The 22,957-nt window shown below is 68.9% G+C and carries 22 protein-coding genes; 13 read left to right on the plus strand and 9 right to left on the minus strand.

Annotated features, from left to right (window positions below):
* Positions 1–21: 21 nt before the first annotated feature.
* Genes E5CHR_RS03230 through E5CHR_RS03250 form a run of 5 tightly spaced genes read right to left on the minus strand, consistent with a single transcriptional unit; the run spans position 22 to position 6,194 of the window.
* The gene (locus tag E5CHR_RS03230; RefSeq protein WP_162578345.1) at positions 22–1,338 is read right to left on the minus strand and encodes an ABC transporter substrate-binding protein; all 1,317 of its coding nucleotides are present in this window, start codon (positions 1,336–1,338) and stop codon (positions 22–24) included.
* Between the two features lie 40 nt (positions 1,339–1,378).
* Positions 1,379–2,443: a branched-chain amino acid ABC transporter permease gene (locus E5CHR_RS03235; RefSeq protein ID WP_162578346.1), complete on the minus strand. Its 1,065-nt coding sequence runs from the start codon at positions 2,441–2,443 to the stop codon at positions 1,379–1,381.
* Positions 2,444–2,449: 6 nt separating this feature from the next.
* Positions 2,450–3,379, minus strand: a complete 930-nt coding sequence (locus E5CHR_RS03240) for a branched-chain amino acid ABC transporter permease (RefSeq protein ID WP_162578347.1) — start codon at positions 3,377–3,379, stop codon at positions 2,450–2,452.
* Positions 3,380–3,381: 2 nt separating this feature from the next.
* Complete coding sequence (locus E5CHR_RS03245; RefSeq protein WP_162583541.1) at positions 3,382–4,209, minus strand: ABC transporter ATP-binding protein; 828 nt, start codon at positions 4,207–4,209, stop codon at positions 3,382–3,384.
* A 26-nt stretch (positions 4,210–4,235) separates the two neighbouring features.
* Entirely contained in the window at positions 4,236–6,194 is a 1,959-nt protein-coding gene (locus tag E5CHR_RS03250) for an AMP-dependent synthetase/ligase (RefSeq protein ID WP_162578348.1), read from the minus strand.
* 84 nt (positions 6,195–6,278) lie between these two features.
* Here E5CHR_RS03250 and E5CHR_RS03255 point away from each other — a divergent pair, with 84 nt between their 5' ends.
* Complete coding sequence (locus tag E5CHR_RS03255; protein ID WP_162578349.1) at positions 6,279–7,001, plus strand: Crp/Fnr family transcriptional regulator; 723 nt, start codon at positions 6,279–6,281, stop codon at positions 6,999–7,001.
* Here the strand turns inward: E5CHR_RS03255 and E5CHR_RS03260 are convergent, their stop codons facing one another.
* Entirely contained in the window at positions 7,002–7,652 is a 651-nt protein-coding gene (locus E5CHR_RS03260) for an SOS response-associated peptidase family protein (protein WP_162578350.1), read from the minus strand.
* A gap of 100 nt (positions 7,653–7,752) precedes the next feature.
* On the opposite strand from E5CHR_RS03260, the gene E5CHR_RS03265 reads away from it, so the two are divergent.
* Entirely contained in the window at positions 7,753–8,517 is a 765-nt protein-coding gene (locus tag E5CHR_RS03265) for an SDR family NAD(P)-dependent oxidoreductase (RefSeq protein WP_162578351.1), read from the plus strand.
* 112 nt (positions 8,518–8,629) lie between these two features.
* Here E5CHR_RS03265 and E5CHR_RS03270 read toward each other — a convergent pair whose 3' ends face one another.
* Together E5CHR_RS03270 and E5CHR_RS03275 are read right to left on the minus strand one after the other, a co-directional pair.
* Positions 8,630–9,592: a Bug family tripartite tricarboxylate transporter substrate binding protein gene (locus tag E5CHR_RS03270; protein WP_162578352.1), complete on the minus strand. Its 963-nt coding sequence runs from the start codon at positions 9,590–9,592 to the stop codon at positions 8,630–8,632.
* Between the two features lie 438 nt (positions 9,593–10,030).
* A complete protein-coding gene (locus E5CHR_RS03275; protein ID WP_162578353.1) occupies positions 10,031–10,237 on the minus strand; it encodes a hypothetical protein in 207 nt (68 codons plus the stop codon).
* Positions 10,238–10,570: 333 nt separating this feature from the next.
* On the opposite strand from E5CHR_RS03275, the gene E5CHR_RS03280 reads away from it, so the two are divergent.
* From E5CHR_RS03280 to E5CHR_RS03330, 11 genes are all read left to right on the plus strand, one after another.
* Positions 10,571–10,669, plus strand: a complete 99-nt coding sequence (locus E5CHR_RS03280; RefSeq protein ID WP_162578354.1) for a potassium-transporting ATPase subunit F — start codon at positions 10,571–10,573, stop codon at positions 10,667–10,669.
* A gap of 135 nt (positions 10,670–10,804) precedes the next feature.
* Entirely contained in the window at positions 10,805–12,610 is a 1,806-nt protein-coding gene (gene kdpA, locus E5CHR_RS03285) for a potassium-transporting ATPase subunit KdpA (protein WP_162578355.1), read from the plus strand.
* A gap of 64 nt (positions 12,611–12,674) precedes the next feature.
* Complete coding sequence (gene kdpB / locus E5CHR_RS03290; RefSeq protein WP_162578356.1) at positions 12,675–14,768, plus strand: potassium-transporting ATPase subunit KdpB; 2,094 nt, start codon at positions 12,675–12,677, stop codon at positions 14,766–14,768.
* Between the two features lie 14 nt (positions 14,769–14,782).
* The gene (gene kdpC / locus E5CHR_RS03295) at positions 14,783–15,358 is read left to right on the plus strand and encodes a potassium-transporting ATPase subunit KdpC (protein WP_162578357.1); all 576 of its coding nucleotides are present in this window, start codon (positions 14,783–14,785) and stop codon (positions 15,356–15,358) included.
* A 34-nt stretch (positions 15,359–15,392) separates the two neighbouring features.
* The gene (locus E5CHR_RS03300) at positions 15,393–18,140 is read left to right on the plus strand and encodes a DUF4118 domain-containing protein (protein WP_162578358.1); all 2,748 of its coding nucleotides are present in this window, start codon (positions 15,393–15,395) and stop codon (positions 18,138–18,140) included.
* 6 nt (positions 18,141–18,146) lie between these two features.
* Positions 18,147–18,839, plus strand: coding sequence for a two-component system response regulator KdpE (gene kdpE, locus E5CHR_RS03305; protein ID WP_162578359.1), 693 nt, complete (start codon positions 18,147–18,149; stop codon positions 18,837–18,839).
* A gap of 116 nt (positions 18,840–18,955) precedes the next feature.
* Positions 18,956–19,723: a pseudouridine synthase gene (locus tag E5CHR_RS03310; protein ID WP_162578360.1), complete on the plus strand. Its 768-nt coding sequence runs from the start codon at positions 18,956–18,958 to the stop codon at positions 19,721–19,723.
* A gap of 161 nt (positions 19,724–19,884) precedes the next feature.
* On the plus strand, positions 19,885–20,544 hold the full coding sequence (locus E5CHR_RS03315) for a response regulator (protein WP_162578361.1): 660 nt from the start codon (positions 19,885–19,887) through the stop codon (positions 20,542–20,544).
* Positions 20,541–21,920 (plus strand): sensor histidine kinase, encoded by a 1,380-nt coding sequence (locus E5CHR_RS03320; RefSeq protein ID WP_232061937.1) that lies wholly within the window; start codon positions 20,541–20,543, stop codon positions 21,918–21,920. The genes E5CHR_RS03315 and E5CHR_RS03320 overlap by 4 nt, the downstream gene beginning before the upstream one ends.
* Before the next feature lie 73 nt (positions 21,921–21,993).
* Positions 21,994–22,308 carry a hypothetical protein gene (locus E5CHR_RS03325; protein WP_162578362.1) on the plus strand — a complete coding sequence of 105 codons (315 nt, stop codon included), beginning with the start codon at positions 21,994–21,996 and terminating at the stop codon, positions 22,306–22,308.
* A 51-nt stretch (positions 22,309–22,359) separates the two neighbouring features.
* Positions 22,360–22,608, plus strand: coding sequence for a hypothetical protein (locus E5CHR_RS03330; RefSeq protein ID WP_162578363.1), 249 nt, complete (start codon positions 22,360–22,362; stop codon positions 22,606–22,608).
* Positions 22,609–22,630: 22 nt separating this feature from the next.
* Here the strand turns inward: E5CHR_RS03330 and E5CHR_RS03335 are convergent, their stop codons facing one another.
* On the minus strand, positions 22,631–22,918 hold the full coding sequence (locus E5CHR_RS03335; protein WP_162578364.1) for a hypothetical protein: 288 nt from the start codon (positions 22,916–22,918) through the stop codon (positions 22,631–22,633).
* Positions 22,919–22,957: the final 39 nt, after the last annotated feature.

Here is a 22,957-nt window from a genome sequence, read left to right on the forward strand (position 1 = left end):
TCGTGTCGCCAGGCCCCGGGGTTAGGCCGCGCAGTCCGACGCCTCGCGCTTGGGCAGCTTCTTTTCCGTCGCGTACTTGTCGCCCGCGGCCTTGACCATCGGCTTGATGATCTGCTCGTCGGCCTGGTACCAGTCGGACATGTTCCCCCACTTGCTGCCGTCCCAGGTGTGGACGCGCGCCCAGGTCGAGCCCATGTGGTCCTGGCAGGAGGTGCTGATCGGCCGCAGCACGCCCGAGAAGCCGAGCGCGTCGAGCTTCTTCTGGTCGAGCGCGAGGTTCTCCAGCCCCCAGCGCACCTGCTCGCCGGTCATCACCTTGCCCTTGCCGAAGCGCTCCTGCGCGCGGCGCACCGCCTCCACGCCGAGCATCTGGATGATCAGGCCGCGCGTGTAGAGCACCGAGCCGACCTCCTCGCGCGGTCCGGTGCCCTGGCCCTTGTCATGCACGACCTTCAGGATGTCCTGGATCACCTTCGGCTGCGTGCCCGAGGTGTTGAGCGCCAGCGCGTTGTAGCCCTTGGCTGCTGCGCCCACGTCCTTCACGTCCGGCTCGGCGCCGGCCCACCACACGCCGTACATCTTCTCGCGCGGATAGCCGGTGGCCACCGCTTCCTTGAGTGCGGTCGAGTTCATCACCCCCCAGCCCCACAGCAGCACGTAGTCGGGCCGCTGCTGGCGCACCTGCAGCCAGGCCGACTTCTGCTCGATTCCGGGTGCGGCCACGGGGATCAGCGTGAGCTCGAAGCCGTTCATCTTCGCGCGCTCCTGCAGCAACGGGATCGGCTCCTTGCCGAAGGGCGAGTCGTGGTAGACGAGCGTGATCTTCTTGCCCTTGAGCTTGTCGGGGCCGCCTTCCTTCTTCGCGATGTGCTGGATCAGGATGTCGGCCGCGGTCCAGTAGCTGCCCATCAGCGGAAAATTCCACTTGAACACGCTGCCGTCCTGAGAGGCCGAGAGGCCGTAGCCCAGCGTGATGAGCGGAATCTTGTCGACCGGCGCCTTGTCCGTGAGCGCGAAGGTGATGCCCGTCGCCTGCGGATCGATCAGCGTGGCGCCCTTGTCCTTGAGGCGCTCGTAGCACTCCACGCCCTTGTCGGTGGCGTAGCCGGTCTCGCATTCCTCGTAGCTGATCTTCACGCCATTGATGCCGCCGGTTGCGTTGATGAGCTTGATGTAGTCCTGCTTGCCGTTGGCCCAGGGCGTGCCGTTGGGCGCGTAGGGCCCGGTACGGTAGACCAGCAGCGGAAAGAACTGCTCCTTGGCTTGCGCAAAGGCGGGGGCCGCGCTTGCGAATGCCGTGACCGCTGCAATGGCGAGTGCGAGTGACTTCAGCTTCATGGTTTGTCTCCTTGGGAAGTTTCGTGGGTGCCGGTTGGAATCAATGGGGGAAGGGCCACAGCCGCAGCTTTTCCTTGGCCGTGGACCACAGCCGCGCGAGCCCGTGCGGCTCCACGATCAGGAAGAACACGATCAGCGCGCCGAAGATCATGAACTCGAGGTGCGACGCCAGCGCGGTCGACATCGACAGCCCGAACCAACCCGGAATCTGGTTGAGCACGATCGGCAGCAGCACGATGAAGGCCGCGCCGAAGAAGCTGCCCATGATCGAACCCAGCCCGCCGATGATCACCATGAAGAGCAGCTGGAACGAACGGTCGATGTTGAAGGCCGCCGGCTCCCACGTGCTCAGGTGCACGAAGCCCCACAGCGCACCCGCCACGCCGACGATGAAGGAGCTCACCGCGAAGGCCGTCAGCTTGGCGTACACAGGGCGGATGCCGATCACCGCCGCGGCCACATCCATGTCGCGGATGGCCATCCACTCGCGCCCGATGGCGCTGCGCACCAGGTTCTTGGCCAGCATCGCGAACAGCACCAGCAGCGTGAGGCACAGCAGGTACTTCTGCACCGCCGTCTCCACCGGCAGCCCGAACACGTTGAGCCCGGCGACGCTGACCGAGCCCGAAGCCGAGTTGTTGGTCAGCCAGTTGATGCGCAGGAAGGCCCAGTCGAGGAAGAACTGCGCCGCGAGCGTCGCGACCGCCAGGTAAAGCCCCTTGATGCGCAGGCTCGGAACGCCGAAGAGCACGCCCACGGCGGTGGCGCACAGGCCGCCCAGCAGCAGCGATGCAATGAGAGGCATGCCCTCGATGCGCACATGGAAGTTGTAGGCCGCGTAGGCGCCCACCGCCATGAAGGCGCCGGTGCCCAGCGAGATCTGCCCGCAATAGCCCACCAGGATGTTGAGGCCCAGCGCCGCCAGCGCGAGGATCAGGAAGGGGATCAGGATTGCGCGGAAGAAGTACTCCGACGCGACCAGCGGCACCACCGCGAACGCCACCGCCAGCAGCGCCAGCATGAAGACCCGGTCCTGCAGGATCGGGAAGACCTGCTGGTCGGCGCGGTAGGTCGACTTGAACTGGCCGTTTTCTCGATAAAGCATATGTCTTCAGACCCGATCGATGATCTTTTCGCCGAACAAGCCCTGCGGACGGACCAGCAGGAAGACCAGCGCCAGCACGTAGGCGAACCAGATCTCTATGCCTCCCCCCAGCATCGGGCCCAGGTAGATCTCCGACAACTTTTCTCCCACGCCGATCAGCAGGCCGCCGATGATCGCGCCCGGCACCGAGGTCAAGCCGCCGAGGATCACCACCGGCAGCGCCTTCAGCGCCACCAGCGAGAGCGAGAACTGAACGCCCAGCTTCGAGCCCCAGATGATCCCGGCCACCAGTGCCGCGAAACCGGCGACCGACCACACGATGACCCAGATGCGGTTGAGCGGGATGCCGATCGACTGCGCAGCCTGGTGGTCGTCTGCCACCGCGCGCAGGGCGCGGCCGGTGGCGGTCTTCTGGAAGAACAGCGCCAGCACGGCCACCAGCGCCGCGGCCACGCCGGCCGCGATCAGGTCTTCCTGGCTCAGCAGCAGGCCGCCCTGGAAGGTGCTCTCCAGCACCATCAGCGGCTCCTTCGGCATGCCGACATCGATCTTGTAGATGTCGTTGCCGAACAGCGTCTGGCCGAGACCGTCCAGGAAGTAGGCAATGCCCAGAGTGGCCATCAGCAGCGTGATGCCCTCCTGGTTGACCAGCCTGCTGAGCGCGAGCCGTTCGATCAGCCACGCCACCACGATCATCACCGCCATCGCGGCGACGAAGGCCAGCAGGTTCGCGAGTACCTGGCTTTCGAAGCCCAGCCAGCGCGGCAACCATTCGGCAAAGCGCGCCATCGCCAGCGCGGCGAACAGCACCATCGCACCCTGCGCGAAGTTGAAGACGCCGGAGGCCTTGTAGATCAGCACGAAGCCGATCGCGATCAGCGAATACAGCATGCCGACCATCAGGCCGCCGAACAGTGTTTCGAGGAAAAAGCCCATGCTCAATGCTCCGTCCCCAGGTAAGCCCGGATCACGTCCTCGTTGTTGCGCACGTCATCGGGCGTGCCGTCGCCGATCTTCTTGCCGTAGTCGAGCACCACCACGCGGTCCGAGATGTCCATCACCACGCCCATGTCGTGCTCGATCAGGACGATGGTGGTGCCGAACTCGTCGTTCACGTCGAGGATGAAGCGGCTCATGTCCTGCTTTTCTTCCACATTCATGCCGGCCATCGGCTCGTCCAGCAGCAGCACCTGCGGCTCCATGGCCAACGCGCGGCCGAGGTCGACGCGCTTCTGCAGCCCGTAGGGCAGGCGCCCCACCGGCGTCTTGCGGTGCAGCTGGATCTCGAGGAAGTCGATGATGCGTTCGACGAACTCGCGCTGCGCGAGCTCCTCCCGCTCGGCCGGGCCCCAGCGCAGTGCCTGCGCGAGGAGGCCGCTCTTCATCTTGAGGTTGCGCCCCGTCATGATGTTGTCGAGCACGCTCATGCCCTTGAACAGCGCCAGGTTCTGGAAGGTGCGCGCCACGCCCATCTCGGCGACCTGGCGCGAGTTCATGTGCCTGAACTGGCGGCCGCGGAAGGTGATGGAGCCCTGCTGCGGCTGGTAGACGCCGTTGATGCAGTTGAGCATGGAACTCTTGCCTGCACCGTTGGGGCCGATGATGGCGCGCACCTCGTGCTCGCGCACGTCGAAGCTGATGTCGGTCAGCGCCTTGACGCCCCCGAAGGACAGCGAGATGTTCTGCACGTCGAGGATGACTTCGCCAATCCGCCGGCCGCTGGCGGTGGCGGTGGCGGTGGCGGTGGCGGTGGCGCTCGCAAGCATGGCGGCTTCGGCGATGTTCTGCGCGTTCATGCGGCGGCCTTCAGCGGCGCGAAGCGCTTGGCTTCGACGATCTTCAGCGTGGCGTTCACCACGCCCGTGCGCCCGTCCTCGAACTTGACCTGCGTCTCGATGTACTGCTCGGCCTTGCCGCCGTAGAGCGCATCGACCAGCACGCGGTACTTGTCGGCGATGAAGCCGCGCCGCACCTTGCGGGTGCGGGTGAGCTCGTCGTCGTCGGGGTCCAGCTCCTTGTGCAGCACCAGGAAGCGCGCGATCTGCGTTTCGCCCATGCCTTCCTCGCTCGCCAGGTCGGCGTTCACCTTCTCGACGCATTCGGCGATCAGCTGCAGCACTTCGGCCTTGCCGGCGAGGTCTACGTAGCCGCCGTAGGGAAGGCCGCGGCGCTCGGCCCAGTTGCCCACCGCTTCGTAGTCGATGTTGATGGCGGCGCAGACCTCCTCGCGTCCGTTGCCGAAGCACACCGCTTCCTTGATCTGCGGAAAGAACTTGAGCTTGTTCTCGATGTAGTTGGGCGCAAAGATCGCGCCGCGCGAGAGTTTGCCCACGTCCTTGGCCCGGTCGATGATGCGCAGGTGGCCCTCGGCGTCGATCACGCCGGCATCGCCGGTGTGGAAGTAGCCGTCGGCATCGAGCACCTCGGCCGTCGCGTCGGGCCGCTTGTAGTATTCCTTGAGCACCGACACGCCGCGCACCAGCACCTCGCCGTCCGGCGCGATGCGCAGCTCGATGCCGGGCGCCGCGCTGCCCACGGTCTGCAGCTTCACCTTGCCGTCCTGCTGCAGGCACACGTAAGCGCAGGTCTCGGTCTGGCCATAGAACTGCTTGAGGTTCACGCCGATCGACCGGTAGAAGCGGAACAGGTCGGGCCCGATCGCGGCGCCCGCGGTGTAGGCGACGCGGATACGGCTCATGCCCAGCACGTTGCGCAGCGGTCCGTAGACCAGCAGGTCGCCCAGGCCATAGAGCAGCCGGTCGCCGAGGCCGACCTTCGCGCCGTTCAGGATGTCGGCGCCCACGCGTTGCGCCAGCGCCATGAACTTCGCGTAGAGCCAGCGCTTGGGCGCCGCAGCGTCCTCCATGCGGATCGACACAGCCGTCAGCAGTCCCTCGAAAGTGCGAGGCGGGCCGAAGTAGTAGCTGGGCCCGATCTCGCGCATGTCGTTCATCACCGTGGCGGAGGATTCGGGGCAGTTGAGCGTGAAGCCGCCCACCATCCACTGGGCCACCGAGAACAGGTGGTCGCCGACCCACGCCATCGGCAGGTAGCTCATGATGTTGTCGCCGGGGCCGAGCCGGTCGGTCTCGACGCCGCCGCGCCCCGCAGCGATGAAGCTCGCATGCGTCTGGCACACACCTTTGGGCCGGCCGGTCGTGCCTGAGGTGTAGAGGATCACCGCGACATCGCCGGGCTCGACGCCGTTGAGGCTCTGTTCGAAGAATGCGGGCTGCGCGCTGTCGAAGGCGCGGCCCAGCTCGCGCAGCCGCTCGTAGCCGAGCAGGCCCGGCTGCGCGTAGTGGCGCAGCCCGCGCGGGTCGTCGTAGACGATGTGCCGCAGCCCCTGCCTGCCCTGCGCTGCCATCAACTCGCGGCATTCGAGCAGCTTGTCGACCTGCTCCTGGTCCTCGGCGATCACGAAGTCGATGCTCGCGTCCTCGAGCATGAAGACCATCTCGCCCGCCACTGCGTCCTGGTACAGCGGCACCGGCACGCCGCGCAGGCTTTGCGCCGCCAGCACCGCCATGTACAGGTGCGGGCGATTGGCGCCGACGATGGCGAGGTTGTCGCCCGGCCTGAAGCCCAGGCTGGCGAGCCCGCAGGCGATCTCGCGCACTTCGCGGGCCACCGACGACCAGCTCCAGGTCTGCCAGATGCCGAGGTCCTTCTCGCGCACGGCCGGCGCGTCGGGCTGGCGCTGCGCGTGAGCCAGCAGCAGGCGGGGAAAGGTGTTGGCGGTGGTTTGCACGATGGGCGGACTGTAGAACTCAGCTTGTCGCCAGCTTGTCGTTTCAACGACAATCCTAGGGACACTACTCCCCGGAGTTTCCCGATGACCCGCGGCAGTTCGAACGGTGCCTCTTCGCTGCGCGAGCGCGTGCGGCCCGCCACGGCGGAAGAGCTGCAGAACATTCCCTGGCTTCACACCCTCACGCCTGCCGAGCGGCGCCGCGCCGAGGCCGCGGTGGTGGTGGGCGACGCCGAGTCGGGCGACCTGGTCTGCCGCATCGGGCGCCCGCCGACCTTCTGGTTCGGCGTCGTCGAAGGGCTGCTGAAGATGAGCAACGACAACGCCGACGGGACATCGATGACCTACAGCGGCCTGCCGCCGGGCGGCTGGTTCGGCGAGGGCACGGCGCTCAAGCGCGAGCCCTACCGCTACAACATCCAGGCGCTGCGCCGCAGCGTGGTGGCTGGCCTGCCGGTGGACGACTTCCACTGGCTGCTGGACCATTCGATCGGTTTCAACCGCTTCGTGATGAACCAGCTCAACGAGCGGCTCGGCCAGTTCATCGCCGCGCGGGAGGCCGACCGGCTCAACAACCCCGATGCGCGCGTCGCGCGCAACCTGGCGGCGCTGTTCAATCCGGTCCTTTTCCCCGGCGTCGGGGAACTGCTGCGCATCACGCAACAGGAGCTGGCCTACTTGATCGGGCTGTCGCGCCAGCGCGTCAACGAGGCGCTGCGGACGCTGCAGGCGAGGGGGGCGATCCGCGTCGAGTACGGAGGGGTGCGTGTGCTCGACCTCGCGGCCTTGCGTGCAGGTGAAGGGTAGTCACGAAGCCGCAGGCGCGCGCTCCGGCAGGGGAATGGCGGGGTCATTCATGATCGTGCGCCGCACCAGCTTGTCGAGCGCATAGGGCCGCAAGTAGGCGGCTGTTTCCTCCACGGGGCAATGCAGCCAGTCGTCGATCCAGGCGTCCCGCAGGAAGACCACCCGGCGCTGCGTCGCCTGCTCGACGGCCGGAAGCGTCAGCAGCGCGAAGCTCTCGACGCACTCGCCGTCGGGCGCACGCCAGCCGTTCCACAGGCCGGCCAGCGCCAGCGGCTGGCCGTCGGCCCGGGCGACGCGCACCACCGAGTCCTCGCTGTCGCCGCGGCGGTACAGCGCATCGGCCAGCACCACGCAGCGGTGACCGCGCTTCCATGGCTGGTAGAAATCGCGCTCGCTGGCGGCTGTTTCGCTGCGGGCCTCGAAGGTAAAGGGGTACTCGCGCTCCTTGGCGAACAGGGGGATCAGGCCCCAGCGGCCGGCGGCCGCCTCGAAGCGCACCGTGACTGCGCTGCCTTCGCGGTCGCCGCGCGGCCGGCGGATGAACACGCCCTGCCCGCCGGGTCGGATCACCGGCGGCTGTGCAGGGCTTGAAAGCCCAAATCCCTCGAGGAAGTGGCGCGCGCCGCGCGTAGGCTCGTATTGGATGGGCATCGGCTGACTTTAAGAAGAGGGGCCGTGCTTCGTCAATCCACCTATAGGATCGACGCCACACGGCGTCTTGCCGTCGTTGACGCATTTCACGAGATCATTCATGGATTCATCCCAACTCACGATCATCACCGGCGCATCGCGCGGCCTGGGCCGCGCGATGGCCGAACAGCTGCTGGCCGGGCCCGGCCAGCGCTTGCTGTGCATCTCCCGCGGCGCTGATGATGCGCTCGCCGCCCTCGCCAGCAAAGCCGGTGTCGAGCTCGAACAATGGCAGCAGGACCTGGCGGATCCGGTACAGGCCGCCGCCCGGCTTGCAGACTGGCTGCAGGGCCTGGACGGCCAGGCTTTCGACGGCGTCACGCTGATCAACAACGCCGGAACCGTGGGCCGCACGCGCCCGCTGTCGCAGGCGGTGGCTGCCGAGCTGTCGCAGGCGCTGCGCGTGGGCCTGGAAGCGCCACTGCTGCTGACCTCGGCCTTCCTCGCTGCCACCCGCGGCTGGCGCGGCGCGCGCAAGGTGCTCAACATCTCCTCCGGCCTGGGCCGCAACGCCATGGCCAGCCAGGCGCCCTACTGCGCGGCCAAGGCCGGCATGGACCATTTCTCGCGCGCGGTGGCGCTGGAGGAAGCGGCGCTGGGCGGCGGCGCCAGGATCGTCTCGCTCGCCCCTGGCGTGATCGACACCGACATGCAGGTGCAGCTGCGCGGCGCCGAGGCCGACATGTTCCCGGACCGCGCGCGCTTCGAGCGGCTGAAGGCGCAAGGCCAGCTCGATACGCCGGATCAGGCGGCCGCAAAGGTGCTGGCCTACCTGGCCCGCCCCGACTTCGGCAGCAACCCCGTAGCCGACGTCCGCGAAGCCTAAAGCAGCGCCCCTTCCAGGAACACCGCGGAACCGGCTTCGCCGGGCCGCTGGTGTTGCCCCCGGTAGGGGGTGGGCGGCTACACGAAGTGAGCCAACCTGGGGGCGAGCCTATTTACTCAATGACTGCGCCGGATGCTTTCACAATGTCGCGCCACTTCAGGTAGTCGGTCTTCAGCAGCGTGCCGAACTGCTCCGGTGTCATGCCCTGCGGCTCCGCGCCCTGGGCAATGATCGCGGCCTTCATCTCGGGCGTGGCCAGCAGCTTGTTCACCTCGGCGTTCAGCGTGGTGACGATCTCCCTGGGCGTGCCCGCCGGCGCGAAGAGGCCGTACCAGGTGCTCACGTCGAAGTCCTTGTAGCCCAGCTCGGCGACTGTCGGCACCTCGGGCAGCGAGCTGCTGCGCTTGGCCGAGGTCACGGCCAGCGCGCGCAGCTTGCCGGACTTGATCTGCCCCATCGCCGAGGGCAGGGACGACACCATCAGGTCCACGTTGCCGGCCAGCACGTCCATCATCGCGGGGTTGGAGCCCTTGTAGGGCACGTGGCGCATCTTGACGTTGGCCGCGCTCTTGAAGATCTCGCCGGCCAGGTGGATGGTGGTGCCGTTCCCGGGCGAGCCGTAGGTGATGGTGTCGGGCGCCGCGCGCGCGGCATCGACCACGTCCTTCAGGCTCTTGAACTTCGATTCGGTGCGCGTGACGATCACCACCGGCGTATAGGCTACGTGCGCCACGGCCGTCAGGTCTTTCGTCGGCTCGTAGCTGAGGTTCTTGTAGAGCCAGGGCGCGACGACCATGTTGTCCTTCTGGCCCATCACGATGTCGTAGCCGGTCGGCTGCGCGCGCACGGCCTCGGCGATGCCGATGGTGCCGCCTGCGCCGGCGCGGTTGTCGGGCACCACGGTCCACTTGCTGACTTCGGTGAGTTTGGTCGCCACCAGCCGTGACAGGATGTCGGTGCCGCCGCCGGGTGGGAAGGGCACGATCAGGCGTACGGGCTTGGCGGGATAGGGTTGGGCCTGCACGGCGGCGAACGCCAGTGCCAGGGCCGCGGAGGTCAGCAGCTTTCGGATCATGGGGTGTCTCTGGTTTCAAGCGCAGCCTGGATGCTGCGCGGGATGGGCGGGCAGTGTGCCGGATCGCGCATGAGGGAGGGTGCGCGATTCGAGACGGGCATCTTATCGAAGCGCGAATACCGGGTTCAGCGGCGCGGGGTGGGCGCTAGGCTCGGGGGGCTACGTGAGGCTCGGGCGGGCCGAGGGCGGCGGGTGGCCAACTCCGCTCATGTCCCCCGGCGGCCTGCGGCCGCCTCCTCCTTTACTTCGCTGCGTTGGCCACCCACCACCCTCGGCCTGGACACGCTGGGGAAGGGCGACCCGAAGACCAGCAGGCCAGCCCATGTACTCGTACCAGCACTCGCACTGGCGCCCTGCCGGCCTGATCCCGTCCCACCTGTGCCCGCCCGAGTGCCGAACCCTCTCCCGCAAAGGATCACTGCGCGATGCGCAAGCGCTTCAGTGCAGCGTCGACACGCCGCCCCGCGCATCCTGGCGCCGCTGCAGCGCCGCGATGCCGGCCATCATGGCCGCGCCGTACGTGGGCATCGGGCCCTCGGCAGCGTCGATGGGACGGCAGTCGCTGCCGTCCTGCTTCTGCAGCACCCAGTAGAAGTGGCCGGCAATCGGTTCGTCCACGATGAGTGCAATGCCTTCCGTTTCCATGTGAATCCTTGTCTTTCAGTTCCAGTGCCGGTTGTACGCAGCCCGACGGCGATCCGATAGCGAGGAATTCACAAAGCAGCGCCGGCAGCGCCACAAAAACCAGGCATGTGTGCAAATGCGCACGGCCTCCGGCCTTTACGCCTTTTTTACGGGCGGTCCCTGAGTCTGTTCCCCATCTTTACGCTTGCGTCGCGAGACTGTCCGCACGTGCTTCGCATGCAGGAGTTGACAGATGGATTTCGCATGGATCGCCGCCCTCGCGGTGTTGTGGGTCGTCATGGCGGAGGCGGTCATTGGCCTTGGCGGGCTCGACGCGCCCAAGGGAGAGGCCAAGTGATCAGCCTCGACGTGCTCTATGGATTCGCCGGCCTGCTGGCCGTCGTCCTTTTCGCCTACCTGGTGTTCGCGCTCATCTGCGCCGAGGAATTCTGATGAACCAAGCGCTCCCCCAGGCTGGCTCACTTCGTGTAGGCGCCCACCCCCTCCCCGGGGGCAACACCGGCGGCCCGGCAAAGCCGGTTCCGCGGTGTTCGCTGGCGAAGGCATTCCGCTGCGGAGGCCCGTTCCGTGAATAGCACTGCCTGGACGCTTCTGGGTCTTTACCTCGTGGTGCTGGGCCTGCTCGCCTGGCCGCTGGGCCGCTGGCTTGCGGCGCTGTGCGAAGGCCGGGTCCCCGCCTGGACGCAGCGCGCCGAAGCGCCGCTCTACAAGCTCGCCGGCGTCGACGCTGGCCACGCGATGCACTGGCGCGGCTATGCGCTGGCGCTGCTGGCCTTCAACGCCGTTGGCGCGCTGGCCCTTTATGGCCTGCAGCGCGTGCAGCACTTGCTGCCGCTGAACCCGGCCGGCATGGGCGCGGTGTCGCCAGACTCGGCGTTCAACACGGCCGTGAGCTTCGTCTCCAACACCAACTGGCAGGGCTATGCCGGGGAGTCGACGATGAGCTATCTCACGCAGATGCTGGGGCTCACGGTGCAGAACTTCTTGTCCGCCGCCACGGGCATCGCGGTCGCCTTCGCTCTGGCGCGCGGCTTCGCGGCGCGCAACACGGACGGCAAGGGCTTCGTCGGCAATTTCTGGGTCGACGTGACCCGCATCACCGCCTGGCTGCTGCTGCCGATCTCGTTCGTGATCGCCATGGTGTTCGTGGGCCAGGGCGTGATCCAGAATTTCGACACCTACAAGACGGTGACCACGCTGGAAGCCACGGCCTACCAGAACCCCAGGCTCGACGCCGCCGGGCAGCCGCTGAAGGATGCGGCCGGCAACGCGCTGACCGAGGACGCCAGCACCACCACCCAGACCCTCGCCATGGGCCCGGTCGCCTCGCAGGAGGCGATCAAGATGCTCGGCACCAACGGCGGCGGTTTCTTCAACGCCAACTCGGCGCACCCCTACGAGAACCCGACGGCGCTCGCCAACTTCGTGCAGATGATCGCGATCTTCCTGATCCCGGCCGCGCTGTGCTGCGCCTTCGGCCGCGTGGTCGGCGACCCGCGGCAGGGCTGGGCCCTCCTGGCTGCGATGACGGTGATGTTCGTGCTGGCCGTGGCCGCCGTGATCCCGGCCGAACACGCCGGCAATCCGCTGCTGGCGCCGCTGGGCGTCGACCAGGCCGCGAATGCGGTGCAGGCCGGCGGCAACATGGAAGGCAAGGACGTGCGATTCGGCATCGACGCCTCCGCGCTCTTCGCCGCCATCACCACGGCTGCATCCTGTGGCGCGGTGATCGCCATGCACGACTCCTTCACGCCGCTGGGCGGCATGGTGCCGCTGGTGCTGATGCAACTCGGCGAGGTGGTGTTCGGGGGCGTCGGTACCGGCCTGTACGGCATGCTGGTCTTCGCGGTGCTGGCGGTGTTCATCGCCGGCCTCATGATCGGCCGCACGCCCGAGTACCTGGGCAAGAAGATCGAGGTCCGCGAGATGAAGCTGACCTCGATCGCGATCCTGGTCACGCCGATCCTGGTGCTCGCCGGAACCGCCGTCGCGGTCATGGCCGATCCGGGGAAGGCGGGCATCGCTAACCCGGGCGCGCACGGCTTCTCCGAGGTGCTCTATGCCTTCACTTCGGCCGGCAACAACAACGGCAGCGCCTTTGCCGGCCTCTCGGCCAACACGCCCTTCTACAACGCGATGCTGGCAGTCGCGATGTGGTTCGGGCGCTTCGGCGTGATCGTGCCGGTGCTCGCCATCGCGGGCTCGCTGGCCGCCAAGAAGCGCCTGCCGGTCACGGCCGGCACCATGCCCACGCACGGCCCGCTGTTCGTCACGCTGCTGATCGGCACCGTGCTGCTGGTGGGCTTGCTCAATTACGTTCCGGCGCTGGCCCTGGGCCCTGTCGTCGAACACCTGATGCTGTGGAAGCCTTGACGCTCTCTCCCAGGTTGGCTCACTTCGTGTAGCCGCCCACCCCCTGGATTCGCCCGCAATCGAGATGCAAATGAAATCGTCCCTTCCTCTGTTGGATGCCTCCCTGGTGCGCCCCGCGCTGTGGGCCGCCGTCGCCAAGCTGGACCCGCGCGTCCAGTGGCGCAACCCCGTGATGTTCATCGTCTACATCGGCAGCATCCTCACGACGCTGCTGTGGGGGCATGCGCTGAGCTTTCCGGGCGACACCGGCATGGCGCCGGCCTTCGTGCTGGCGATCTCGATCTGGCTGTGGTTCACCGTGCTCTTCGCCAACTTCGCGGAGGCCCTGGCAGAAGGCCGCAGCAAGGCGCAGGCCGCCTCGCTGCGCGGCCTGCGCAAGGACACCTGGGCCAAGAAGATGGTCGAGCCGTACCACGGCGGCAAGTGGCTGCCGTTGCAGGCTCCGGAACTGCGCCGCGGTGACGTGGTGCTGGTCGAGGCGCATGACGTGATCCCGCTGGACGGCGAGGTGATCGAAGGCGTGGCCTCGGTGGACGAAAGCGCCATCACCGGCGAGTCGGCGCCGGTCGTGCGCGAATCCGGCGGCGACTTCTCGGCGGTGACCGGCGGCACGCGCGTGCTGTCCGACTGGCTGGTCGTGCGCATCACCGTCAACCCCGGCGAGTCCTTCCTCGACCGCATGATCGGCATGGTCGAGGCTGCCAAGCGCCAGAAGACGCCCAACGAGATCGCGCTGACCATCCTGCTCGTCGCGCTGACGCTGGTGTTCCTCATGGTCACGGTCACGCTGCTGCCGTACTCCATCTTCAGCGTGGGCGCGATGCACGCGGGCACGGTGGTGTCGCTGACGGCGCTGGTGGCGCTGCTGGTGTGCCTGATCCCGACCACCATCGGCGGCCTGCTGTCGGCCGTGGGCGTGGCCGGCATGAGCCGCATGATGCAGGCCAACGTGATCGCGACCTCGGGCCGCGCGGTGGAGGCGGCGGGCGACGTCGACGTGCTGCTGCTCGACAAGACCGGCACCATCACGCTCGGCAACCGCCAGGCCAGCGCCTTCCTGCCGGCGCCCGGCGTGGCGCAGCAGCGCCTGGCGCGCGCCGCGCTGCTGGCCTCGCTGGCCGATGAGACGCCCGAGGGCCGCAGCATCGTCGAGCTGGCCCGCCGCGGCGGCGTCGAGGAGCCGGCAGCCGAAGGCACGCGCTTCGTCCCCTTCACCGCGCAGACGCGCATGAGCGGCGTGGACCTGCCCGCCGCGCCCAACACCCTCGATACCGACCCCGTGCCGCTTCGCAAGGGCGCGGTCGATGCCGTGCGCCGCCACGTCGAGGCGCTCGGCGGCGCGATGCCGGCCGAACTGCTGCGCGCTGCCGACGAGGTCGCGCGCCGCGGCAGCACGCCGCTGGGAGTGGCGCAGGGCACGCAGGTGCTCGGCATCGTCGAGCTCAAGGACATCGTCAAGACCGACATCCGCGAGCGCTTCGCCGAGTTGCGCCGCATGGGTATCCGCACGGTGATGATCACCGGCGACAACAAGCTCACCGCCGCCGCCATCGCGGCCGAGGCCGGCGTGGACGACTTCCTGGCCGAGGCCACGCCCGAGGACAAGCTGGCGCTGATCCGCAAGTACCAGTCCGAAGGCCGGCTGGTCGCCATGACCGGCGACGGCACCAACGACGCGCCCGCGCTCGCCCAGGCCGACGTGGCGGTGGCCATGGGCACCGGCACGCAGGCCGCGAAGGAGGCCGGCAACATGGTGGACCTCGACTCCAACCCGACCAAGCTGCTGGAGGTGGTGGAGACCGGCAAGGCCCTGCTCATGACCCGCGGTTCGCTCACCACGTTCTCGATCGCCAACGACGTGGCGAAGTACTTCGCCATCATCCCGGCGATCTTCGTGTCGACCTACCCTCAGCTCGCGGCGCTCAATGTGATGCGGCTGGCGAGCCCTTCGTCGGCCATCCTGTCGGCGGTGATCTTCAACGCACTGATCATCGTGTTCCTGATCCCGCTCGCGCTGAAGGGCGTGCGCTTCCGGCCGGTGGGGGCCGCCGCGCTGCTGCGGCGCAACCTGGCCATCTACGGCCTGGGCGGCCTGGTCGTGCCCTTCGTCGGCATCAAGCTCATCGACTGGCTGCTGGTCGCGGTCGGCCTGGTCTGAAGAAAGCCAATCCCATGTTCAAGATCCTTCGTCCCACGCTCCTCATCTTCGTGCTGCTCAGCGCGCTGACCGGGCTGCTCTATCCGCTGGCCGTGACCGGCGCCGCCCGGGCGCTGTTCCCGGCGCAAGCCGAGGGCAGCCTGGTGCTGCGCGGCGGCAAGCCGGTGGGTTCTTCGCTGATCGGCCAGAACTTCACCGATCCGGCGCACTTCTGGGGCCGGCCCTCGGCCACCGCGCCCATGCCCTACAACGCCGGCGCATCCGGTGGCTCCAACCAGGGGCCGCTGAACCCCGCGCTCGCCGATGCGGTCAAGAGCCGGATCGACGCGTTGCGCGCGGCCGATCCCGGCAACACGCAGCCGGTGCCGGTGGACCTCGTCACCGCGTCGGCCAGCGGGCTCGACCCGCACATCAGCCCGGCCGCGGCCCGCTACCAGGCGGCACGCGTGGCGCGCTCGCGCAAGCTGCCGCTCGGCCGTGTCGAGCAACTCGTCGACGATCACATCGAAGGCCGCTGGCTCGGCCTCATCGGCGAGCCGCGCGTGAACGTGCTCGCGCTCAACCTGGCGCTGGATGGCGCGTCGCGGTGACGAGGGTGCGATAACCTGCGGCGTGCCCGCTTTCATGAATGACGCCGCCCGCCCCGACCCCGACGCGCTGCTGGCGGAGCTGCGCGCGCAGGAGGCGCTGGCCCGGCGCGGCAAGCTGCGCATCTACTTCGGCGCCAGTGCGGGTGTCGGCAAGACCTGGGCCATGCTGAGCGCCGCGCAGCGCGAGCGCGCAAGCGGCCGCGAGGTGGTGGTCGGGGTGGTGGAGACGCATGGTCGCAGCGAGACCGCGGCGCTGCTGGCCGGCCTGGAGACCTTGCCGCTGCGCGACGTGTCCTATCGCGGTCGCACCCTGGCCGAGTTCGACCTCGATTGTGCGCTGGCGCGCAAGCCCGCGGTGCTGCTGGTCGACGAACTCGCGCATTCCAACGCGCCCGGCTCGCGCCACGCCAAGCGCTGGCAGGATGTGCAGGAGCTGCAGGCCGCCGGCATCGAGGTCTGGTCGGCGCTCAACGTGCAGCACCTGGAAAGCCTCAACGGCACGGTGGGCGCGATCACCGGCGTGCGCGTGCACGAGACCGTGCCCGACACGGTGCTCGACGAGGCCGACGAGGTGGTGCTGGTTGACGTCACGCCCGACGAGCTCACGGCGCGACTCGCGGCCGGCAAGGTCTACCTGCCGCAGCAGGCCGAGCGGGCGGCGCAGAACTTCTTCCGCAAGGGCAACCTCATCGCGCTGCGCGAGATCGCGCTGCGGCGCACCGCCGAGCATGTGGAGGACGACGTGCGGGGCTGGCGCATCGAGCAGTCCGGGCGCGGGGGCGGGGCCGGGCCGCCGGCCTGGAACACCTCCGGCGCGATCCTCGCCTGCGTGGGCCCGCACGAGGGCGCGGGCCAGACGGTGCGTACCGCGGCGCGCCTGGCGGGGCAGCTCAACGTGCGATGGCATGCGGCCTACGTCGAGACGCCGCGCCTCCAGCGGCTGGATGCGCCGCGGCGCGACCGCATCCTGGCGGTGCTCCAGCTCGCGGAAGAACTGGGCGCGGAGACCGCGGTGCTGACCGGCGAGAACGTGGCCCGCGCGCTCTCCGCCCAGGCCCGGCGCCTCAACTGCGCCACGCTGGTGGTGGGGCGGCCGGAGCCGGAGCAGGGCTGGCGGCGTTGGTGGCCGCAGCGCATGCTGACGCGCGAGCTCGCACGCCACGCGCCGGGCATCGACATCGTCGAAGCGGCGCGCGCGGACAGTTCGCGCCGCCTCGCCCGGCCGCGCGCCGGCGGGCGCGGCGACCCGGGCGTGGAGGACGGCGACCGCCCGCAGGCGCGCTGGCCCGGCTATGCGTGGGCCGCGGCCAGCAGCGTCGCCGTCACCCTGCTGGCCACGCCGCTGGCGGGCGTGCTGGAGCTGGCCAACATCGTGATGCTGTTCCTGCTCGGCGTGGTCGGCGTCGCGATGCGCTTCGGCCGCGGGCCGGCCGCCTTCGCGGCGCTGCTCAACGTCGCGGCCTTCGATTTCTTCTTCGTCTCGCCGCGTCTCTCCTTCGCGGTCAGCGATGTGCAGTACCTCGTGACCTTCGCGGTCATGCTGGGCGTGGGCCTGCTGGTCGGCCAGCTGACCGCCGGCTTGCGCTTCGCGGCCGGCGTCTCGACCAGCCGCGCGCGGCGGGCGCAGTCGCTGTTCGAGCTGACGCGCGAGCTGTCGGCCGCCCTCGAGACCTCGCAGGTCGTGCAGCTGGGCGCGGCTGCGGTGCAAGGCCATTTCGGCGGCCGCGCGCTGGTGCTGGTGACCGATGCCGGCGATCGCCTGGTGATGCCTCCCGCGCTGCCGCCCGGCTTCGACCCCGGCGTCGCCGACTGGACCTTCCGCCACGGCCAGCCGGCCGGGCTCGCCACCGCCACGCTGGCGGCCCAGCCCTGGCACTACGTGCCCCTCAAGGCGCCGATGCGGGTGCGCGGCGTGCTGGCGCTGGAGCCGGCGCAGCCGCGCTGGCTGATGATCCCGGAGCAGGCGCAGCAGCTCGACACGCTGGCGCGGCAGATCGCGATCGCGCTGGAGCGGGTGCACTACGTCGACGTGGCCCAGCAGGCGGTGGTCGAGATGGAATCGGAGCGGCTGCGCAACGCCTTGCTCGGCGCGATCTCGCATGACGTGCGCACGCCGTTGACCGCGCTGATCGCGTTGGCCGAATCGCTGCAGGCACCGCCCGGCGCGGCCGGGGTCGACGGGCCCGCGGTAGCGCGGGCCATCGCCGCGCAGGCGCACCAGCTGCATGCGCTGGTCAACAACCTGTTGGACATGGCGCGGCTCGAAAGCGGCATCGCGGGCGGCGCGGTCCAGCTGCGGCGCGAATGGCAGTCGGTCGAAGAGGTGGTGGGCGCGGCCATCCGCGCCGCGCGGCCCGCGCTCGGCGAGATGGCGGTGCAGACCGATCTGCCGCCCCAGCTGCCCCTGGTCGAGGTCGATGCCGTGCTGATCGAACGCGTGCTGGTCAATCTGCTGGAGAACGCCGGCAAGTACGGCGCCGCGCCGGTGGTGATCAGCGCGCGCGCCACCGAGCGCTCGCTGGTGCTGAGCGTGCGCGACCACGGGCCGGGCCTGCCAGCGGCGCTCAAGGGGCGCGAACAGACGCTGTTCGACAAGTTCACTCGCGGCCAGACCGAGTCCGCCACGCCCGGCGTCGGGCTGGGGCTGGCCATCTGCAAGGCCGTGGTCAGCGCGCACGGCGGCGAGATCACGGCCGCCAGTGCGGTCGACGGCGGGGCAGAATTCACGGTCACCCTGCCCAGGCGCGATCCGCCCGAGCCAGCGGAACCTCTAGACGACTGAATCCCCATGTCAGCACCCACCGCCATCGTGATCGAGGACGAGCCCCAGATCCGGCGCTTCGTGCGTGGCGCGCTGGAAGCCGAGGGCTGGCAGGTGCACGAAGCAGGAACGCTGCGCGACGGCCTGGCGGCGGCCGGGACGCGGCAGCCCGACCTGGTGGTGCTGGATCTCGGCCTGCCCGACGGCGACGGCGTCGGCTTGATCCGCGACGTGCGGGGGTGGTCGGGCGTGCCGATCATCGTGCTTTCGGCGCGTACCGACGAGGCCGACAAGATCGCGGCGCTCGATGCCGGCGCCGACGACTACCTGACGAAGCCCTTCGGGACCGGCGAACTGCTGGCCCGCGTTCGTGCCAACCTGCGGCGGCCACGCACGGCCAACGGCAGCGAAGAGGCCGAGCCGGTGTTCCGGTTCGGCGAGGTCGAGGTCGACCGCACGGCACGCCTGGTGCGGCGCGCCGGTGCCGAAGTGCACCTGACGCCGACCGAGTACCGGCTGCTCTCGGTGCTGGTCGCCAATGCCGGCCGCGTGCTCACGCAGCGCCAGTTGCTGCGAGAGGTGTGGGGCCCCTCGCATGCCGGGCAGAGCCACTATCTGCGTATCTACATGGGGCATCTGAGGCAGAAGCTGGAGGCCGACCCGGCGCAGCCCCGGCACCTGCTGACCGAGACCGCCGTCGGCTATCGCCTGGTGCCTTGAGGCGCGTGGCAGTTTCCACGATGAAGGCTGTCCGTGAGACCTCGCTCGCCCTGCCGGGCGTCGGCTACCACCGAATGGCAGACAATGGCGCGCCGCGTCCAAGGCCTCCACGTTCCATGTCCGACACCCCCGATACGATCCGACTCAACAAGCGCATGGCGGAGCTCGGCCTGTGCTCGCGCCGCGAGGCCGACGACTGGATCGCGCAGGGGTGGGTCAAGGTCAACGGCCGGGTCGCGGAGATGGGCGTCAAGGTCGGGCCTGCCGACCGCATCGAGGTCGACCGCAAGGCGCAGAACCAGCAGCAACAACAGGTCACCATCCTGCTGCACAAACCCATGGGCTACGTCAGCGGCCAGGCCGAGGACGGCCACGAGCCGGCCGTGGTGCTGATCAACCCGCGCACGCATTGGCGAGAGGACCCGAGCCGCCTGCGCTTCTCGCCGCCCCAATTGCGCGGCCTGGCGCCGGCCGGCCGGCTCGACATCGATTCGGTGGGCCTGCTGGTACTGACGCAGGACGGCCGTGTGGCGCGCCAGCTGATCGGCGAAGACTCGCGCATGGAGAAGGAATACCTGGTGCGCGTGAGCTACGGCGAGGTGGCGCAGAACCCGCAGGCTGCCTTCCCGCGCGATCAGCTGCAGCGCCTGCGCCACGGCCTGAGCCTAGACGGCCAGCCGCTCAAGCCGGCGCTGGTCGACTGGCAGAACCCCGAGCAGCTGCGCTTCGTGCTGACCGAGGGGAAGAAGCGGCAGATACGGCGCATGTGCGAGCTGGTCGGGCTCAAGGTGGTGGGCCTGAAGCGAATCCGCATCGGCGGCGTGGTGCTGGGGCACTTGCCGGTGGGACAGTGGCGCTACCTCGGGGCGCAGGAACGGTTCTAAGTGCCCTCTCCCTGCCCCTCGCCCGGAGGGAGAGGGAACAAGACAGCGACAGGCAGCAGGCGCTTCACTTCGAATACGCGCTCCGACACCCCCGAAAAGCGCCTCATGACACGCTAAGAATCCCCGTGTAGCCTCCACTCCTTCGCCAAAAAGGAGGCTGAGTGCGCACGCTGCTGGTAGAAGACGACGAGATGATCGGGAGCAGCCTGCGGCATGCGCTCGAAGGCGCCGGCTGGTCGGTCGACTGGGTGCGCGATGGCGCGCTGGCGCAGAGCGCCTTCGCCGATGGCGGCTACACCTGCGTGCTGCTCGACCTCGGCTTGCCCAAACAGGACGGCACCCAGGTGCTGCGCAGGGCGCGCGAGCGGGGCGACACCACGCCGGTGCTGGTGCTCACCGCGCGCGACGGCCTGGAGGATCGCATCCAGGGCCTGGACCTCGGCGCCGACGACTACCTGCTCAAGCCCTTCGAATTCCGCGAGCTCCTGGCGCGCATGCGCGCCGTGATCCGCCGCCGCGACGGCGCCGCGCATTCGGTGATCGGCGGCAACCACCTGCAGCTGGACCTGACCACGCGCGAGGTGCTGCGCAACGGCGAGCGCGACGCCCTGACGGCGCGCGAGTTCGCGTTGCTGCATGCGCTCCTGGAGCGCCCAGGCGCCATCCTGTCGCGCGAGCAGCTCGAGAACCGTATCTACGGCTGGGGCGAGGAAGTCACCAGCAACGCGGTCGACGTGCTGATCCATGGCATGCGGCGCAAGCTCGGGCCCGACGCCATCCGCAACGTGCGAGGCCTCGGCTGGCGGGTGGCGGCGGCATGAAGAAAGAAATGCACTACCCGCGGCCGTGGTACATGCCCTGCTCACTTCGGGGCAAGCTGCTGCTGTGGCTGGTTTCCCTGCACCTGGTCGCGGCCGGCGTCGCGGCCTGGGCCTCCTACATGAGCTACGGGCGCATGGTCCACACCTTCATGGACGACCAGATGCAGCTGCTGGCCAACTCCTACGCGGCGAACGACAACGCGCCGGTCCTGCAGCCGCAGGCGGACGAAAGCGTCTTCAAGTGGGGAGCCTTCGTGGTCCAGATCTGGAGCCCCGACGGCCGCCTGCTCGCGAGCTCCTGGCCCCGGCTCGCGGTGCCGCTGCAGGCCGCGCCCGGACTGCGCAACGTGCGCACCGGCGCCGACCGCGACGACGACTGGCGTGTCTACACCGCGGAAGGCGGGGCGCGGCCCAGCCAGCCTCGCGTGCAGATCGCGCAGAGCGGCAGCTTCCTGCGCCACGAAGTCGCGCACCGGGCGCTTTTCGCGGCATTGCCCATCGCGCTGCTGCTGCCGGTTTCGCTGGCGGTGCTGTGGCTGGTGGTGTGGCTCAGCTCCTATTCACTGCACGCAGTGGCGCGCGAAGTGGCCGCCCAGGACGAGCGCAGCCTCTCGCAGCTCTCCCTGGCGCGCGTCCCCGACGAGATCGCGCCCCTGGTCAGCGCTTTCAACAGCCTGCTGGCGCGCCTGCGCGACGCCTTTGCCGCCCAGCGCCGCTTCGTGCAGGATGCGGCACACGAGTTGCGCACGCCGGTGGCTGCCATCGGCCTGCAGCTGGAAAACCTGCGCGCCCACGTGCCTGCGGGCGACGCTGCCGAGCGATTCGCGCAGCTGGAAGCCGGCGTCACCCGGGCGCAGCACCTGATCGAGCAACTGCTGCGGCTGTCGCGCCAGGAAAGCGCCGCAGGGGCTTCGAACGCGGCGCCGGTCGATGTCGACGCGCTGTTGCGCGAAAGCCTGGGTCAATTGATGGTGGTCGCGGACCGGCGCGGCATCGACGTCGGCTTCGACGGCAGCGTGAGGCCCGTGGTGAGGGCGCCGGCCGCCGAGCTGCGCAGCGTTTTCGACAACCTGATCGACAACGCGCTGCGCCACTCCCCAGAAGGCGGAGTGGTCGACGTGCGCCTGCACGAGGTGCAGGGCCGGCCGGTGGTGGACGTGGTGGACAACGGGCCCGGCATTCCGCCGGAGTTCATGCCCCGCGTGTTCGACCGCTTCTTCCGCGTGCCCGGGACCTCGGCCGGCGGCAGTGGGCTCGGCCTCGCGATCGCCCGCACGGCGGCACTGCGGCATGGGCTGCGCATCGCGCTGAGCAACCGCAGCGAGCACGAGGGAGGCAGCACCGGTTTGGTCGCGAGGGTCTATCTGCCTGCCTGAGCGATAACTGATGCAGGCGAAAGTAGTAAAAAATCGCTTGTTACTTTGTGTTTAACTAGGCACAATGTATTACATGCAAGTTAACACCAGCACCCGCACCCAGTGGTCGTCCAACGGCCTTCTTCGTCTGTTGCGCGCGACGCTTCCGCCGGCGGGTGGACGCCGGTTGCCGGCCGGATCCGAGCTCGACTCCCCACCCAAGCGTCTCAGCAGCGAGCAGCTTTCTGCGCTGGCGCAGAAGTGGCGCCGCCGCTCCGAGGACGGTGATGCAGGCGCCGAGTCCGTCGCGATGGCGCTCGAGCAGCTGGCCCAGCGTCGTGGCCGCGAAAAGACCACGAAGATGCAGGCCGTCAGCCGGCGACTGTCGGAATTGATGCAGCTCAGCTGAGCTGAAGCGTCGGCAATCCCCGCCGCGTGCGGAATTCGGCAAACTGAGACCATGAAGACCCAAACCGAAGCAATTTGCGAAGGCTACAACGTGGATCTGTCCGGCCCGGGCCGTCCGCTGGGCGCGCGCGGCCAGTACCCGCGATACGAGGTGATCCCGCTGCTCACGGACATGGAGGCCGAGCTCCTCAACACCCTCGGCCTGATCCGCAAGATGCTGACCGAAGGTACGCCCACTGTCGAGGCGCGGCAGGGCGTCGTCCATGCCATCGACGGTCTGCTGTCGGTGGCGCGCGCCTGAAGTGAGCGGCGCAGCCTGCTCGTTACAGCCCGTGCACCACATGGAGCGCTGACGGCGCCCAGGGCACTTTCAGCGCGCTTTCGCCCACCTGGTTGAAGCGATATTCCTGGCCGTTGAGCACCACGGAGCGTTGGTTGGTCCACACGCGGTACTCGAAGCCGCCCGCTGCGGGCGTCACCTTCAGGACCCGGAATACCGGCGGCACGATGACCGTGAAGCCCAGCCGGGCCGTCGCGCTGTCGGCGCCCACCCGCGTTTCCGCCACGCAGGCCAGCGGCAACAGGAGCAGGGCAATCAGGGCGCGGTTCATGCAAACCCCTTGGACAAAACGCTGGCGGACAGGGACGGC

It is taken from the genome of Variovorax sp. PBS-H4, assembly GCF_901827205.1.
Taxonomy (GTDB): domain Bacteria; phylum Pseudomonadota; class Gammaproteobacteria; order Burkholderiales; family Burkholderiaceae_C; genus Variovorax.